Origin of the sequence: Lentzea sp. NPDC020367 (genome assembly GCF_044387305.1) — a bacterium.
In the GTDB taxonomy this organism is placed as follows: domain Bacteria; phylum Actinomycetota; class Actinomycetes; order Mycobacteriales; family Pseudonocardiaceae; genus Lentzea.
In genome coordinates, this window is record NZ_JBIRVV010000003.1 from 20,099 (window position 1) to 36,485 (window position 16,387).

At 69.3% G+C, this 16,387-nt stretch carries 13 protein-coding genes; 6 read left to right on the top strand and 7 right to left on the bottom strand.

Annotation, left to right across the window (positions count from 1 at the left end):
- Positions 1-64: 64 nt before the first annotated feature.
- On the top strand, positions 65-511 hold the full coding sequence (locus ACH413_RS12420) for a helix-turn-helix domain-containing protein (RefSeq protein ID WP_360041147.1): 447 nt from the start codon (positions 65-67) through the stop codon (positions 509-511).
- Positions 512-597: 86 nt separating this feature from the next.
- Positions 598-2,058, top strand: a complete 1,461-nt coding sequence (locus ACH413_RS12425) for an alkaline phosphatase family protein (protein ID WP_360041150.1) — start codon at positions 598-600, stop codon at positions 2,056-2,058.
- Positions 2,059-2,063: 5 nt separating this feature from the next.
- On the opposite strand, the gene ACH413_RS12430 is transcribed toward ACH413_RS12425, so the two are convergent.
- Positions 2,064-5,054, bottom strand: a complete 2,991-nt coding sequence (locus ACH413_RS12430) for a BTAD domain-containing putative transcriptional regulator (protein WP_360041153.1) — start codon at positions 5,052-5,054, stop codon at positions 2,064-2,066.
- 88 nt (positions 5,055-5,142) lie between these two features.
- Positions 5,143-5,745, bottom strand: a complete 603-nt coding sequence (locus ACH413_RS12435) for a TetR family transcriptional regulator C-terminal domain-containing protein (RefSeq protein ID WP_360041156.1) — start codon at positions 5,743-5,745, stop codon at positions 5,143-5,145.
- 63 nt (positions 5,746-5,808) lie between these two features.
- On the opposite strand from ACH413_RS12435, the gene ACH413_RS12440 reads away from it, so the two are divergent.
- Both ACH413_RS12440 and ACH413_RS12445 read left to right on the top strand, forming a co-directional pair.
- Entirely contained in the window at positions 5,809-6,255 is a 447-nt protein-coding gene (locus tag ACH413_RS12440) for a DUF1453 domain-containing protein (RefSeq protein WP_360041159.1), read from the top strand.
- Positions 6,242-7,456: an aminotransferase class V-fold PLP-dependent enzyme gene (locus ACH413_RS12445; protein WP_360041162.1), complete on the top strand. Its 1,215-nt coding sequence runs from the start codon at positions 6,242-6,244 to the stop codon at positions 7,454-7,456. Before ACH413_RS12440 ends, ACH413_RS12445 begins: the two co-directional genes overlap by 14 nt.
- On the opposite strand, the gene ACH413_RS12450 is transcribed toward ACH413_RS12445, so the two are convergent.
- The 5 genes from ACH413_RS12450 to polA form a co-directional block, all read right to left on the bottom strand.
- Positions 7,440-8,504: an Hsp70 family protein gene (locus tag ACH413_RS12450; RefSeq protein WP_360041165.1), complete on the bottom strand. Its 1,065-nt coding sequence runs from the start codon at positions 8,502-8,504 to the stop codon at positions 7,440-7,442. The genes ACH413_RS12445 and ACH413_RS12450 overlap by 17 nt on opposite strands.
- A 56-nt stretch (positions 8,505-8,560) precedes the next feature.
- The gene (locus tag ACH413_RS12455) at positions 8,561-9,733 is read right to left on the bottom strand and encodes a DUF2716 domain-containing protein (RefSeq protein ID WP_360041168.1); all 1,173 of its coding nucleotides are present in this window, start codon (positions 9,731-9,733) and stop codon (positions 8,561-8,563) included.
- Complete coding sequence (locus tag ACH413_RS12460) at positions 9,730-10,359, bottom strand: SecDF P1 head subdomain-containing protein (protein WP_360041171.1); 630 nt, start codon at positions 10,357-10,359, stop codon at positions 9,730-9,732. Before ACH413_RS12460 ends, ACH413_RS12455 begins: the two co-directional genes overlap by 4 nt.
- A gap of 41 nt (positions 10,360-10,400) precedes the next feature.
- Complete coding sequence (locus tag ACH413_RS12465; RefSeq protein WP_360041174.1) at positions 10,401-11,558, bottom strand: glycosyltransferase; 1,158 nt, start codon at positions 11,556-11,558, stop codon at positions 10,401-10,403.
- Between the two features lie 172 nt (positions 11,559-11,730).
- The gene (gene polA, locus ACH413_RS12470) at positions 11,731-14,517 is read right to left on the bottom strand and encodes a DNA polymerase I (RefSeq protein WP_396424972.1); all 2,787 of its coding nucleotides are present in this window, start codon (positions 14,515-14,517) and stop codon (positions 11,731-11,733) included.
- Between polA and ACH413_RS12475 the strand changes: the two genes are divergently transcribed.
- Together ACH413_RS12475 and ACH413_RS12480 are read left to right on the top strand one after the other, a co-directional pair.
- On the top strand, positions 14,510-14,869 hold the full coding sequence (locus tag ACH413_RS12475; RefSeq protein WP_360041733.1) for a hotdog fold thioesterase: 360 nt from the start codon (positions 14,510-14,512) through the stop codon (positions 14,867-14,869). The two genes, polA and ACH413_RS12475, sit on opposite strands and share 8 nt — an antisense overlap.
- A 77-nt stretch (positions 14,870-14,946) precedes the next feature.
- The gene (locus ACH413_RS12480) at positions 14,947-16,119 is read left to right on the top strand and encodes a lipase family protein (RefSeq protein ID WP_360041180.1); all 1,173 of its coding nucleotides are present in this window, start codon (positions 14,947-14,949) and stop codon (positions 16,117-16,119) included.
- Positions 16,120-16,387: the final 268 nt, after the last annotated feature.

The following is a 16,387-nucleotide window of genomic DNA, read 5'->3' on the forward strand; positions in this document are numbered from 1 at the left end:
TCTGAGTTCGGAATCCGAACTGTAACTGAGTTCGAAATTCGAACGCAAGGGATATCCTGGAGTCATGCCGTACTCGAACTTCGCGAGCATGCCCTGCACGCTGAGCCGCCCCGCGGCGCTGCTGGGCGAGCGCTGGACGCTGCTGCTGCTCCGCCAGATCTTCCTGGGCACCCGTCGCTTCGAAGACTTCCAGGCCACGATGGACATCTCGCGAAGCGTCCTGACCGACCGGCTGAACGTGCTGTTGCAGGAGAACGTGCTCAAGCGCGTGCCCTATCACGAGGACGGCCGCACACGGCACGAGTACCGCCTCACGGAGAAAGGCCGCGACCTCTACCCCGTGCTGATGGCACTGCGCACGTGGGGCGAGAGGTGGATGGCCCCGGAGGAAGAGGAGTCGTTCCACCTGCACCACCGCGACTGCGGCGGCGGCGTGCGGGCGAAGGTCGAGTGCACCGAGTGCGCCGCCGAACTGACCGCGCGCGACGTGCAGGTGACGGCCAGGCAGTGAACTTGTACTGACAACTGTCGAAGCCTGAGTGAACTCAAGACGCACTCCATTGCTGAATACGGTTGCAGCCAGCAAGTCTGCCTGTCATGACAAGAGCTGCTCTTGCGTTGCTGCTGCCCCTCCTGCTGGTGACCCCGGCTGCCGTCGCGGCCCCGGCGAAGACGCCCAAGGTGCTCGTGATCGGGCTCGACGGCGCCCGGTACGACAAGCTTCTGTCCGCGGACACCCCGAACATCAAGGCGCTGCTGAACCGCGGCTACGGCGCCCGCAGCGCGTTGTACGGGTCGGGCATGGCCCAGACCTCCAGCGGCCCTGGCTGGTCGACGATCCTCACGGGCGTCTGGCCGGACAAGCACAAGGTGAAGGACAACTCCTTCTCCGGCAACGCCCTCACGTCGTACCCGAGCTGGCTGGAGCGCGCGAACACCGCGAACCCGGCCCTGTCGACGTACGCGGCCGTGGACTGGAAGCCGATCAGCGACCAGGTCCTGCGCACCGGCCAGGACCGCAAGTACGTGCTCGACGGCGACGCGGCGGGCTACCCCGGCTCGGACGAGAAGATCACCGTCGACGCCGAGCAGCACCTGAAGACCGACGCCGCCGACGCGTCGTTCGTCTACCTCGGTCAGATCGACATCGCGGGCCACGACAACGGCGCCGACTCCTCCCAGTACGCCTCGGCGATGCGCACGAACGACGCGCAGGTCGGCCGTCTGGTGCGTGCGATCGAGTCACGGCCGTCGTACGCGTCCGAGGACTGGCTGATCATGATCACCACCGACCACGGCCACACGGCGGCGGGCGGCCACGGCGGCGACTCGCCCGAGGAGCGGATGACGTTCGTGATCTCCACCGGTTCGGCGCGCCCGGCCGTGGCGCCGAAGCTGGTGGACGTGGCCGCGTCCGCGTTGAAGCACCTCACCGTCTCCGCCCCGCTCGACGGCTACGCGCTCGGCACCGCGCCGGTCGACCCGTTCGACTCGGTGACGCTGAAGCCGCGCCAGGACGAGACCGGTGTGCCCGCTTCGGTGCTGGGCTGGACGCACCAGGGTCCGGCGGGCTGGACGGTGACCACGGCGTCGTCGATGCCGCAGGGTGTCGCGGAGTGGCAGGGCTGGTCGTTCACCACCGATGACTTCTGGACGCGCACCGCGCCTTCTCAGTCGCGTGAGGCGAACGTGCGCGCACGCGGCGTCTTCGCCGTCGCCGACCCCGACGAGTGGGACGACAAGGGCGCGCCGGCCTCGCGCGGCAAGTTCGACTCGACGCTGACCTCGCCCGCCTACGACGTGGCGGGCAGGTCGAGCGTGAAGCTGGACTACTTCTCGCACTACCTGCAGGAGGGCACGCAGCGCGGCACGGTCAGCGTGTCGTTCGACGGCGGCGCGGAACAGGTCGTCCGCACTCACGACGCGAACGGCCTCGCCCAGCAGATCTCGCTGAACGTGACCGTCCCGTCCGGTGCCCGCACTGCCCGCGTCTCCTGGCGTCTCTTCGACGCCGGCAACAACTGGTACTGGGCCGTCGACGCCCCGCGCCTGTCTTAGAACGTCTACAGGGCTGAGCGCCACTCCCCGGCGCTCAGCCCCGCCAGTTCCTTCGCTTCCCGCGCGCCCAGCGAGGCGAACAACTCCCTGGCACGCGACCACATCTCGTCGTCCGCGGTCGCCGCCGCCAGGTCCCGCATCGTGCGGGCCTGCCAGATCGGCAACCCCAGCACGGCCCACTGGTTCAGCGCGTCCTGCAGCAGGTCCGCCGCCGCCTGGTCGCGCCCCTGCGCCAGCGCGAGCTCGCCGAGCGTCCTGGTCATCAGCGCGACCCCGAACCGGTCGCGCTGCCGCGTGCAGACCTCCAGGCACTCGGCCAGCAGGTCGTCCACGCCCTCCAGTTCCCCGGTCCGCAGCAACGCCTTCGCGAGCGACTGAACCGCATACGTGGCACCGAGTTCGTCGCCGGCCTCGCGCAGGACCTGCTCGGCCTGCCGGCTCAGTTCCACCGCCTCCGCGAACGCCCCCGCCGCCCGGTGGCACAGGCTCAGGCCGCGCAACGCCAACGCCTCGCCGCGCTTGTCCTCCAGCGCCCGGTAGAGCTCCACGCACCGTTCGAACGCCTGCGTGGCCTCGGCCAGATCGCCGTGGTCGCGGTGGATCGCGCCGACGCCATAACTCGCCGCCGCGACGACCCCGTTGTCCCCCAAGGCGATCGCCTTGTCCAACAGGTCACGGGCCAGGTCGAACTCGGCCAGATCGCGCCGGACCGTGCCCATACCGACGTAGGCGACGGCGAGCGTCTCGGGTTCGTCGATGTCGGCCGCGATGTCCGCCGCCTGCTGGAAGTTCGCCAGCGCCGCCGCGAAGTCGTCCTGCTCGTACCGCAACTGCCCGAGTCCGGCGAGCAGCACGGCCTCGGCCCGCCGGTTGCCGCGTTCGCGTGCCGACCGCAGCGCGACCAGGTGGGTGCGCTGCCAGTTGCCGAACTGGTTGCGTGCCGCGAACGGCGACGAGAGCAGTGACGTGATCACGGCCGTGGTCAGTTCGTCGACGCCGAGGTCGTGCGCGCGTTCGACGGCTCGCACGACCGCGTCCGTCTCGGACTGCAGCCAGCCGGTCGGGTCCTCCTCGACGTCCTCCTCCAGGCGCGGGTCCACCTCGATCTCGGCGTGCAACCGGGGCCGCAGTCCGAGCGTCACCCGCGGCAGCTTCTTCGACCCGGTCTCGACCAGCGAGAGCCACGTCTCCAGCAGGCGTGAGACGGCTTCCGCGGCGGGTTCGCCCGACGCCTGCTCGGCGCCGAAGAGCTGCACCAGGTCGTGGAACCGGTAGCGCACCCGGCCGATCTGGTCGACCCCGGCGACGTCCACCAGCCGCAGGTCGACCAGGTGCTCCACGACGTCTTCCGCGTCGTACGGCGAGATGTCCAGCAACGGCGCCGCGACCCACGCGCCGAAGTCCGGCAGGTCGAGCACCGACAACAGGTGGAAGGCCGTGCGGTGCAAGGTGTCCAGCTCGGCGTAGTTGAGCTTGAGCGACGACCGGATGGCGAGGTCGCCCATCTCCAGTTCGTCGAGTCTCCGGCGTTCGTCGGACAACCGCTTCGCCAGCGTCTTCAACGGCCAGTGCGGCCGCGCCAGCAGCTTCGCGCCCGCCGCCCGCAACGCCAGGGGCACGCCACCGCACAGCCGCGCGATCCGTTGCGCCGCTTCGGGTTCCGCGCCGATCCGCTCGGCGCCGACGATCCGCCGCAGCATCTCCTCGCTGATCTCGTCGCTGAGGAACCCCAGCTCGACCGGTTCGGCGCCCTCCAGACCGGTGAGCCTGCTGCGGCTGGTGATGATCACGAAGCAGTTCGCGTTGCCCGGCAGCAACGGTCGGACCTGCGCCTCGCCGCGGGCGTTGTCGAGCACGATCACCAGCCGCCGGTCCGCGACCGTGCGCCGGTACAGCTCGACGCGTTCGTCCGGTGCCGTCGGCTGGTCCTGGCCGGGAATGCCGAGCAGGGCGAGGAACCGGCCGATGACCTCCTGCGGTTCGAGGTTCCGCCCGCCACCGCGCAGGTCCGCGAACAGCTGCCCGTCCGGGTACGACTTCCGCAGCAGGTGCGCGGCGTGCACGGCCAGCGCGGACTTGCCGGCGCCACCGAACCCGGACACGACCGCGATCGGCGTCGCGGTGCCCGCCTCCCGTCCCTCAGTGAGGCCCAGGACCTGCTTCAACGCCTCCTGGCGGCCGATGAAGTCGCTGATGTCGGGTGGCAGGTGGTGCGGGACGACCTGCTGCGTCGTCACGGCCGCAGGAGCCGGAGTCACCGTCAGCTTCGGCGGAGCGGCCTCGAGGGTGCCGTTGAGGATCGCCGAGTGCAGGTCGCGGAGCTTCTCGCCGGGTTCGATGCCCAGTTCGTCGAGCAGGTGCTCGCGGGCGTCGCGGTAGACCTGCAGCGCGTCCGCCTGCCGTCCGGCGCGGTGGAAGGCCCGCATGAGCAGTTCCCGCGTCTCCTCGCGGGTCGGATGGGCGTTCACCAGCGCGGACAGGCGCGTGATCGCGTCCTCGACCCGGTTCTGCGCGAGTTCGCAGCGGCCGAGCCCTTCCTCGGCGCTCAGGCGGGACTCCTCGAGCGACAGCGCGTGCCCTCGGGCGAACTGCGCGTCGACCCCGTGCAACGCCGGCCCGCGCCAGAAGGCGAGTCCGTGCTGGTAGTGCGTGATCGCGGTGGCGTAGTCGTCGGCCCGCTCGGCCTGCCGCGCCGTCGTCAGGTGCTTCTGGAACAGTTCGACGTCGCTGTCCAGGTCCAGGAGATATCCCGGCGCCCTGGTGACCAGCGCCGTGCCGACCGCACGCCGCAACGACGACACGTAGGTGTGCACCAGCGCGCCCGCGGTCTGCGGCGGCGACTCCTCCCAGATCAGGTCGATCAGCCGTTCCACCGGCACCACCTGACGCGGCTGCAACAGCAACGCGGCCAGCAGCGTCCTCGGCTTCGGCCCGCCCAGACTGACCTGTCTCTCGCCGACCCAGACCTCGATCGGCCCCAGTACGAGCGCTCGCACGCTCACACCCCCATCCCCCAGAACTGCGGTGTGACTAGGAGAATGCCTCATTTCCGTTGATCGCGACACGTTTCCGGGACGCGAAGTGTCAGCGCAGCGAGTCGAGGTGCCTGCGCAGCAACGACACGGTGAGGTCCGGCGTCATCCGGTCCGGGTGCAGCACCCCGTCGACGGTGAGGCCGTTGAGCAGCGACGCCAGCCGTTCGGACTCCAGGGCGACGTCGTGCGTGGCCGCGATGGTCCCGGCCTCGGTCATCACGGTCAGAGCGCGGCTGCAGAGCATGCGCAGGCCGTCGTAGAGCCGTTCTGCGTGCGGCACGAGCGACGGACGGGTGCGGGAGGCGGTGACGAAGGCCAGCCACAGCACTGCCTCGTCACGCCGGCGGTCGTCGAGCGGGAGCACCTCGGAGAGCACGCGTTCGGCGGGGCGCCGTGGGTCGCTTCGGTCTTCGAGCGACTGCACGTGGGCCATGACGCGCTGGTCTATCGAGTGGATGAGGGCCTCGACGGCGAAGATGATCATGTCGTCGTGGCTGTCGAAGTAGTGCCGGATCGAGCCGATCGCGAGCCCCGCCTCCACCGCCACGTTGCGCAGCGAGGCCTGTTCGACGCCGTCCCGCACGACCACGCCGAACACCGCCTCGGCGACGGATTGGCGGCGGGCGACGGGATCGACGACTCTCGGTGACACCTCCCTTTTGTAGCATGACCCTGCTAGTTTAAGTAGCATGGTCATGCTACTTAGGGGGATGCAATGACATATCTGCTGATCGCGGCCGGTGTGCTGTACGTGCTCGTGCGCCGGTTCATGGGGGAACCGCTCAACGCGAGGGACCTGCTGGCGCCGCCCGCGTTCCTGCTGTTCTTCGGCATCCGCGCGGTCGACGAGTTCCATCTGACCTATCTGCTCCCGCTCGCCGTCGGATTCGCGTTCGGCGCGTTCAGGGGCATGACGATCAAGCTGTTCGAGCGCGACGGCCACCTGTGGCAGCGGTACACGCCGTGGACCTTGATCGTGTGGGTGACGTCGATCGGCGCGAGTTTTGGCCTGGCGTTGCTGCTCGACCACCACGCGCCGACGCAGCTCTCCATCGGCGTGGGCATGCTCGGCGAGCTGTGCACCGTGGGCGCCAAGGCGTTGAACACCGGACTGCCGTTCGCGCCGGAGAAGCTGTCCAATGGACGGCATGGATCGTCGTGACTTCCTCGTGGGGGCCGGACTGCTCGCCGTCGCACCGACCGCGTCGTCGGCCGCGCAGGGAGTGGACTGGGGCGCCGTGCGCCGAGAGTTCCGGCTGGACCCCTCGCTGACCAACCTCGGGCTGTTCTACCTCGCGTCGAACCCGCGCGAGGTGCGGGACGCGGTCGAGGAGTTCAAACGGCGCTTGGACAACAACTCGCACGACCTGATGCCCGACCAGGCGCAGCAGGTCGCCGTCGCGCTCGGGCAGTATGTCGGCGGCACCCCGGACGACATCGCGTTCGTGCCGAACACGACCATCGGGCTCTCGATCGTCTACGGCGGCCTGAAACTGCGTGCCGACCAGGAGGTGCTGCTCAACGACCAGGACCACGCGTGGCACCAGCAGGCGGCCAGGCTGGCGGCGTCGAGGGTGGGCGCGAAGGTCAGGATCGGCACGCTCTACGAGAACCCGGCGAAGGCCACCGAGGACGAGATCGCCGTGCGGCTGCGGAACTCGATCACGCCGCAGACCCGTGCCGTCGGCATCACGTGGGTGCAGTCGAGCACGGGCCTGCGGATGCCCGTGCGAGCGTGCGCTTCCGTCGTCGCCGAGGCCAACAAGGGGCGTGCACAGCAAGACCGCTGCCTCCTCGTCGTAGACGGCGTGCACGGACTGGCGGCCGTCGACGAAGACGCGGCACGCATGGGCGCGGACGTGTTCGTCGCCGGCACGCACAAGTGGCTGTTCGGGCCGCGCGGCACCGGCATGGTGTGGGTGAACCCCGAGGTGAGCAGCGAGATCGTGCCGTTGCTGCCGAACCTGAGCGACCGCAGCCAGACGGCGGCGCTCGGGCCCGGCGGCTTCCACGCGTTCGAGCACTACTTCGCGGTGCAGGCGGCCGTGCGGTTCCACCAACGGCTCGGCCGCGACCGGGTGGCGTCCCGGATCACCGAACTGGCCGGTCGCTTCAAGGACGGGCTCGCCGAGATCCCCGGCGTCGTCGTCCACACGCCGCTCGACCCGGCGACGTCCGCGGGCATGGTGTGCTTCGACGTGCCCGGCCACACCGGCCCCGAGGTCGTGGAACTGCTGGGGCGCAAGCAGATCCAGATCACCACGGCGTCCTACCGGATCCCGTACGCGCGGGTCGGCACGTCGATCCTCAACACCCCGGAGGAGATCGACCGGACGGTGCGCGAGATCAGCGCGCTGGCTTGACGAGCCTGGGCAGTTCGGCCGTTCCGGGCGGTTCGAACTGCACGCTGGTGTTCTCCGTCTTCACCTGAGGCTCGTTCATCGCGTCGTGCGCGAACCACCCACCACCAAGAACGAGCACGAGCAACCCAGCCGCGACGAACGGCGTCGTCGAAAGCCGCCGCTTCGGCTCGTCCTCCACGCGTGGCTTCGGCAGCTCGAAAGTGGCCTGTTCCGCGGGTTCGGGCTCCAACTGCTTGGCTTCGAGGTACGCACCTGTGGCGGCCGCGCCGTCCGGTGCCCTCAGCACCGGGATGTGCAGCCGTTGCGCGATCTCCTTGACCACCAACGGAATCCGCGACGACCCGCCCACCAACAGCACGACGTCGGGCAGGCACAACCCGGCGCTGCCCGCCACCCGTTCCAGCGCGTCGACCGCCAGCTCGACCGACGGCCGGATGATCGCCTCGAACTCCAAGCGGCTCAGCCTGACCTCGCGCACCTCACCGTTCGTTGCGACATAAGGAATCCGCACCTCCGGATAGCTGCCGAGCAGCTCCTTGGCCTCGACACAGCTCTGCACGAGTTCACGGCTGTGCGTGCCGATCTTCGCGATCACGTGCTCCGCGACCAGTTCGTCCAGGTAGAAGCCACCCACCTCGACCCGTTCCGGCACTCCGGCCAGCAACAACACACCTTGCTTGCGCAGCACCGTGATGTCACACCCGGTCGCGCCGAAGTCGAACACCGCCACCGTGGTGTGCTCAGGCATCTGCGCGTCAGCGTCGAACGCGATGGCGGCGGCGTGCGGCGCCGGCACGAACAACACGTCCGCACGTCCCGCCTCGATGAGGTCATGGCGCAACTGTTCGAGATGCTCGTGCGGCCAGCACATCGGATGCGTCATGGCGACACGGCTCGGCGGCTCCCCATAGCGATGCGCGAGGTCGTCGAGAACGGTCGCGATCTCCCTGGCGGGCGCCTGCTGACGCCGCGCGATAGTCGTGACGTCGCCACCGGTGGCGACGGTGATGCCTGCGGATCCGAGATCGAGCCCAACCTGGTACGACATTGCGGGTCACCCCTCACTGCGGACACCCACAACACGTACGTCTCAGTTGGGCCGGTTCACTTCTTCTTGCCGCCGGTGCGCAGACGGGGCATCAGCGCGTCCAGTTCGTCGCTCACCTCAGCGAGGAGCTCTTCGCCCCACACGCACAGCGAGTCCTCCCACGGATGCCCGAACGTGCCGAACCTCAGGTCGTATGGCGCGAGGACGGCGTAGTCGCCGTCGGGGATCGGGGACGCGCGCCATCGCGGCTGGCCAGGCCCGTCCACCCGGTGCAGGTCCGCCGCGCTGCCCAGGTGGTACGGGTCGGCGAAGAAGATCAGCTCGCCGGGCTTGACGCAGGCTTTGAGCGCGCGCCGGATCGCGGGTGCGACGTCTTCGGCCGCGTCGAGGACGTTCGACCAGGTGATGGAGTCCGCGGGCTCGGTGATGCCGGGGAAGTGGTGCATGTCGGCGTTGAAAGCGAACCGTTGTCCGAAGCGGTCCAGCAGGTCCTCGTACTCGACCTCGCCGACCGGCCTGATCGGCCGCGTCACGTGCCTCTCCCCCTTCGGTGCCCAGCGGAACGTGCGAATCGCGGTCAGTTCGTGGAATCCTTGGCGCGCAACGAGATCACGCACTTCGCGCGTTGCCTCGACGAGCAGGTGCCGCTGGTGGAACGGCCAGTTCGGCGCGACGCGCTGCGGCAACGGCCCGAACTCCTCGTGCGCACCGGTCATGCCGAACTCGATGAACTTGTCGCTGGGAGCGGCGTGCCACCACAACAGGCCGGTCAGCTCCTGGTCGCGACGCAGCGCGTACCAGGTGACGACCCCTGCCTCGTCCTCCCAGACCTGTCGTGTGGCGGGCGTCGCGAGTCGGGCCTCGTCGAACTCCGCCTTGCCGAGGACAGCGCTCACGCTCTCCGGCAAGGCGTCCGTCGCCAGTGCGCGGTCCCGGCCCATGATCATGACGTGGGCCGGCTCGTCCTCGGTGAACCCCGCCTCGACCAGGTGGCCGGCGAGTTCGCGCGTGGCGAAGTGCTGGTGGACGCGCCACTCGACGGGCTCGATCCGTTCCGCCGCAATGCTTTGCTGGCGTTCGACCAACGCCTTCAGGTCACCCGTGACGGCATCTGCGTGCTCGATCGTCACGTGCGTGCCGTGGTGCAGGCGGACGAGGACGCCGTCCTGCTCTTTCACGGCGCCGAACGGAGTTCTGCCGAGCCTGCGCTCGTCGTAGTCCTGGATCATCGACGCACCAGCTGCTGTGCGAGCTGCTCGGCCTCGTCCCTGGTGAACTTGCCGGAGATCTGCGTGGCGCCACCGGTGATCGGTGACTGGATGCTCGGCGCGCTCAGCACCCGTCCGTTGATCAGGATCGCGACCTGGTTGCCGACGTTGGCGGTCGTGAAGTCGCCCCACGTCCTGGCACCCTCGGCGTCGAACTCGACGGTCACCACGAAGCCGCCGCCGTTCTGGTCGAAGCTGCTCGTGGCCTTGGCGACGCGGTCGCCGTCGAGCGCGACCGGGCCGAGGTCGTACTTGGACTCACCCGCGTCGCAGGTCACCAGCGGGGCGGCCGGGTCGTCGTTGCCGACCAGCGGATCCGGGGCCGCGCAGTCGAGCAGGCCGAGTGCCTGCTCGCGGACGGTGGCGTCCGTGCTCTGCCGGGTCGCCCGCGCCGTCTGGACGGCCGGATCCCCCGCCTCGTGCTGCGGCACCGGGTAGCCGGACGAGGGCTTGGTCGTGGGCGTCACGCTCTCCACCTTGCGGAAGGTCAGCTTTCCCTCCAGCCACGGCTGCTTGGCCGGGGTACCCGGCTCGGTGGCCGTGCAGGCGGTGACGGCGAGGAGCAGCGCCACGGCAAGGATCTTCATACCGTTGACTTACCACGCGGCCACCGCCCGCATCAGGCGAATCAGAGCGCCATCAGCCGTTCCGCCGCGACCCTCGCACCGTCCGTGCGCACCTGCGGGGCGACTTTCGCGGCCTGGTCGGAGAGTTCGAGCGCCTCGGCCAGAACCTCTGCCGTCACGGCTGTCGCCGAGCGGCCGATGTTCAGCCGTTCGACCTGGCTGCCCCAGTAGTACTGGTCGTACATGTGCGGCAGCACGATCTGCGGCCTGCCCGCCGCCGCGGCCGTCGTGGTGGTGCCCGCGCCGCCGTGGTGCACGATCGCGGACGTGCGGCGGAACAGCGCCTGCTGGTTCACCTCGCCGATCGCGATGCAGTCGGGGGCGTCCTCGGTGAGCTTCAGGTCTGCCCAGCCTCGTTGCAGGACAACGCGTTTGCCGATCTCGCGGGCGGCTTCGACGGCGGCTTGGGCCGCGTCCAGGGCGCCGCGCATGCTGCCCAGACCGAAGTAGACCGGCGGTTCGCCGTCGTCCAGGAACGCTTCGAGCTCCTGGCTGAGCGGGCGTTGGTCGTCGATCAGCCACGCGCCGGTCTGGACGAGGTCACCGGGACCTGGCCACGGGCCGAGCACCGGATCCGCGGCGAGCCACGGGGCGTCGCTGAAGATGTGGTCGCGGACGTCGTCGATCGGGTCGAGGCCGAGCTTGGCGCGTTCGGCGTTGAGGGTGTCGCGCGAGAACGTGAAGTAATGGCGTTGCTGGTCCCATTGCGCGAGGTTTTCCTCGGGCGTTCCGTTCACTGGAACGCGGCCCAGCATCGCCGGTGGCGCGTGGTGCGGCGACGGCAGTGTGTTCGCGCAGAAGCTCGCGTACACGTAGTGCGCGCCGATGCTTTCCGCCACGGAACGGGTCGCGTGCTGCAACGCGCCGCCCGCCACCAGCACGTCTGCCTGGCCGGCCGCCTGGGTGACGACGCGAAACTGCTCCCTGACCGACTCCTCGGCCAGCCTGCGCAGCTCGTCCGGTGTGGTCTTGATGGAAGTGGCATTGCGCAGATTCGGACCCACCGGCGTGAAGTCCAGCTCGTTGCCGGTGACGAGTTCCTCGAAGTCGGGCGGCGCCACGACCTTGACGTCATTACCCAGTTCCTTGAGTCGCACGGCCAGTGCGGTGACCGGCTGCGCCTCTCCTCGCGACCCGATCGTGGACACCAGAAATCGCATCGTGAAACCCCTCAATCCCCTGGTCAGGCCACGAATTGTGCGGGCGACCCCTGGTCTTGCGGCAAGTCCCCCGGTGCGTTATAAGTTCCAATGGGGGAAATGATTCCCGGCATTGCACAACACAGCCCGCCCGAGCACTCGGCTCGGACGGGCTGATTCGCGTTGCGGGCCCTTAGTGGGCCGCGTCGTCCCAGGAGCGACCCACGCCGACCGAGACCTCGAGCGGCACCAGCAGCTGGTAGGCGTTGCCCATCTGGTCGCGCACGAGGGCCTCGACGGCCTCGCGCTCGCCCTCGGCGACCTCCAGCACCAGTTCGTCGTGGACCTGCAGGAGCATCCGGGAACGCAGGTCGGACGACTCCAGCGCGCGGTAGACGCCGAGCATGGCCACCTTGATGATGTCCGCGGCGCTGCCCTGGATCGGCGCGTTGAGGGCCATGCGCTCGGCCATCTCGCGGCGCTGGCGGTTGTCCGACGTGAGGTCGGGCAGGTAGCGGCGGCGGCCGAGAACGGTCTCGGTGTAACCGTCCTTGCCGGCCTTCTTCACGATCTCGTTGAGGTAGTCGCGCACGCCGCCGAAGCGGGCGAAGTACGCCTCCATCTGCTCGCGGGCCTCTTCGGTCGGGATGCGCAGCTGCTGCGACAGACCGAACACCGACAGGCCGTACGCGAGGCCGTACGACATCGCCTTGATGCGGCGGCGCATCTCGCCCGTCACCTCGGCGGTGGGGATCGAGAACGCCTGCGAGGCCACGTAGGTGTGCAGGTCCTCGCCGGAGTTGAACGCCGCGATCAGACCCTCGTCACCGGACAGCGTGGCCATGATCCGCATCTCGATCTGGCTGTAGTCCGCGGTCATCAGCTCCGCGTAGCCATCGCCCACGACGAACGCCTGGCGGATGCGGCGGCCCTCGTCCGTGCGGATCGGGATGTTCTGCAGGTTCGGGTCCGTCGAGGACAGCCGGCCCGTCGCGGCGATCGTCTGGTGGAACGTCGTGTGGATGCGGCCGTCGTCGGCCACCGACTTCAGCAGGCCGTCCACAGTGGACTTCAGCCGCGTGACGTCGCGGTGCGACAGCAGGTGCTGCAGAAACGGGTGCTCGGTCTGCTCGAACAGGTTCTGCAGCGCGTCCGCGTCCGTGGTGTAGCCGGTCTTGGTCTTCTTCGTCTTCGGCATGTTGAGCTCGTCGAAGAGGACCGCCTGCAGCTGCTTCGGGCTGCCGAGGTTGATCTCCTTGCCGATCACCGAGTACGCGTCCTGCGCCGCCTGCTTCACGCCGGCCGCGAAGTGCGCCTCCAGCTCCGAGAGGTGGTCGACGTCGATCGCGATGCCGACGGCCTCGACCTCGTCGAGCACGTTCATCAGCGGCAGTTCGAGGTTCGCGAGCAGGTCGGTGCCGCCGATGGTGACCAGTTCCTCGTCGAGGCGGTCGGCGAGCTCGGCGACGGCACGCGCGCGCAGGATCGTGCTGGTGGCGACCTTCTGCGCTTCCTCTGACTCGTCGGAGAGCAGCGACAGCTGACCGTCGCCGGACTCCTCGGCCCGCAGCTCGCGCTTGAGGTAGCGCAGCGCCAGGTCGTCCAGGGCGAACGACCGCTGGCCGGGACGCACCAGGTAGGCGGCCAGCGCCGTGTCGGAGGACAGGCCGCGCAGCTTCCAGCCGCGGGCGCGCACGCGGCGCAGCGGCAGCTTCAGGTCGTGACCCGCCTTGGACACCTCCTCGTCGGCCAGCCACGCGGCGAGCGCCTGCTCATCGGCCTCGTTGAGCTCCGTGACGTCGACGTACCCGCCCTCACCGGTGGCCGTGCACAGCGCGACACCCTCCAGGTCGGTCGTGATGCGCAGCGCGACGCCGACCCGCGTCTTGCGGGCGTTCGCGTCGAGCCACTTCTTGAGCGTGCCCGCGGGGATCGCGCCGCCGGAGACCTCGAAGCCCTCCTCGGCCTCGGGCTCCGCGGTCGTGAGCGTCTGGAACAGACGGTCGCGCAGGACGCGGAACTCCAGCTCGTCGAACAGCCGGTGCACCGCGTCGCGGTCCCACTGCTGCACCTCGAGCCCGTCGATCGTGTACGGCAGCTCGACGTCCTTGATCAGCTCGGTGAGCTGGCGGTTCATGATGATGTTCGCCAGGTTGCCGCGCAGTGCCTCGCCGACCTTGCCGGGCACCTCGTCGATGCGGTCGACGAGCTCGTTGAGCCCGCCGAACTGGTTGAGCAGCTTGATGATCGTCTTCGGGCCGACGCCGGGGGTGTTCGGCAGGTTGTCCGAGGAGTCGCCGCGCACCGCCGCGTAGTCCGCGTACTGCTCCGGGCGCACGCCGTGCTTCTCCTCGACGTACGCCGGGGTGAAGCGGCCCATCTCCGAGACGCCCTTGACCGGGTACAGCACCGTGACCTGGTCGTTGACCAGCTGGAACGCGTCGCGGTCGCCGGTGACGATCTCCACCTCGACGCCCTGCGCCACGGCCTGCGTGGTCAGCGTCGCGATGATGTCGTCCGCCTCGTAGTTCTCCTTCTCCATGGTCGGGATGGCCAGCGTGGCCAGCACGTCCTTGATCAGGGAGACCTGGCTGCGGAACTCGTCCGGCGTCTTGGTGCGCCCGGCCTTGTACTCGGGGTACTGCTCGGAGCGGAAGGTCTTGCGCGACACGTCGAACGCCACCGCCACGTGCGTGGGCTTCTCGTCCCGCAGGATGTTGATCAACATGGACGTGAACCCGTACACGGCGTTCGTGACCTGGCCCGTCTTCGTCACGAAGTTCTCGGCGGGCAGGGCGTAGAACGCTCGGTAGGCCATCGAGTGACCGTCGATGAGCAGGAGCCGCTTCACGTCTGAGTGAGTCACGAGCCCGAGTCTAGGGTGGGGGTCTGACAGTTTCGCTTGAGCCCTTGGAGCCCGCGTGACCCCCGACCTGCCTATCGAGTTCGCCGACGAGCAGTTGCACGTCAGGATGGGCATCGAAATCACCCAATGGGATGTTCAGGAGATGATCGGCACGATGCCGGTCAAGGGCAACCGCCAGCCGTTCGGCCTGATGCACGGCGGCGCGAACGCGGTGCTCGCCGAGCAGCTGGGCTCTCTCGGTTCCGCGATCCACGCCTCCGAGTTCGACAGCATCGCCGTCGGGCTCGAGCTGTCCTGCACCCATCACCGGGCGGCGCGTGACGGCGTCGTCACCGGCGTGGCACGTCCCATCCACCTCGGCCGCAGCACGGCGACGTACGAGATCGTCGTGACCGACGAGGACGGCAAGCGCACCTGCACCGCCCGCCTCACGTGCATCATCCGCCCGAAGCCGCCGGGCGCCTGACCTACTGGGGTAAACCACACCCTCGTTGTGCGGCTTGCCCCAGTGTGCGACCAAGATCATCCCGACATCGTGGAGCCATGACCTTCACGACTCGACTCACAGCGGCGGTCCTGTGCGGCGCGCTGGTCGCGGCCTCGGTCCCGGCCACCGCGTCGGCCAGGACGGCCCGCGGCGAGCTCCTCGACGTCGTCCCGGTGTCCACGATGGACACCAACCAGCTGGTCACGTACCTGGGGGACCACGGCCTGGACGCCTCGCGCGTCCGCTTCGCGGTGGACGCGAAGCGAATCACCTACCGCACCATCGACGCGTTCGGGAAACCGACGACGGCGAGCGCCCTGATCGTCTTACCGCGCAACGGGAACCGAACGCCCCGCCAGGCCACCTGGCTGCACGGGACCACCGGCTACCGCGGCTCGGTGGCCTCGGTGGCGGACGGCAACGACAGGGCCGCGGCCCTGCTCTTCGCCTCCGCCGGCTACCTGACCACGGCCCCGGACTACCTGGGCCTGGGCACCGGCCCGGGCTACCACCCGTACGTGGACGCCCCGTCCACGGTCACCGCGTCGATCGACGCCTTGCGCGCGGCCCGCGAGCACGCCACGTCGAAGGGCCTGCGCCCGGACCCCCGCGTCATGATCACCGGCCACTCGCAGGGCGGCCACGCCGCCATGGCTCTGGGCCAGGCTCTGCAGCGAGGAGCCGACCCCCGCCTGAAGGTGGGTGCCCTGGCCCCGATCGGCGGCCCCTTCAAGCCGAGCCTGCTGGTGGCCAAGGCGACGAACGACGAGATCTCCAACGGCGTCGCGTACATGGCGTACTGGACGGTGGCGTGGAACCGCCTCCACCACCTCTACTCCGACCCGTCGGAGGCGTTCCGCGACCCGTCGATCGAGGCGCTCTTCGACGGCGAGCACCGCAACGAGGACATCTTCCCGCACCTCCCCGCGACCATGCGGGACCTGCTGACCGACTCCTACTTCGACCGCGTCCAGCACCCGACCGGCGTCCTGCGCGCGAAACTGCGCGAGTCGGACAGCTACTGCGACTGGCGCCCAACGGTCCCCGTGACCATCTACTCGTCCGCGGGCGACCGCGACACCCTGCTCGAAACCTCCGCCTACTGCGACCAGCGCCTCAAGCAGCACCACGCCCGCAGCACGCTCATCGACCTGGGCGCGGACGTGAACCACGGCAAGGCCGCCAAGCTGGCCCTGCCCCGAATCCTGGCCGACTTCGACCGCGGCTGACCGCCGCGCCGGCCGGAGCACAGAGGGCGGGGCGGAGGCCAACCTCCGCCCCGCCCGCAGCCCGCCCGTGCCGGAGCCGCGGCTCAACCTCGATTCCGTCAGCTGACAACCGAAGGGAGAGAACGGAACACAGCCCGTCCTCTCCCTTCGGCCCGCCGTCTGCCCGGCTCCGCACTCGGCAGCCGTCGCCAGCTCGCCTCCGCACTCGGCGGCCATCGCCAGCTCGGCTCCGGTCTCAGCGGCCCGCCGTCTGCTCGGCTCCGCACTC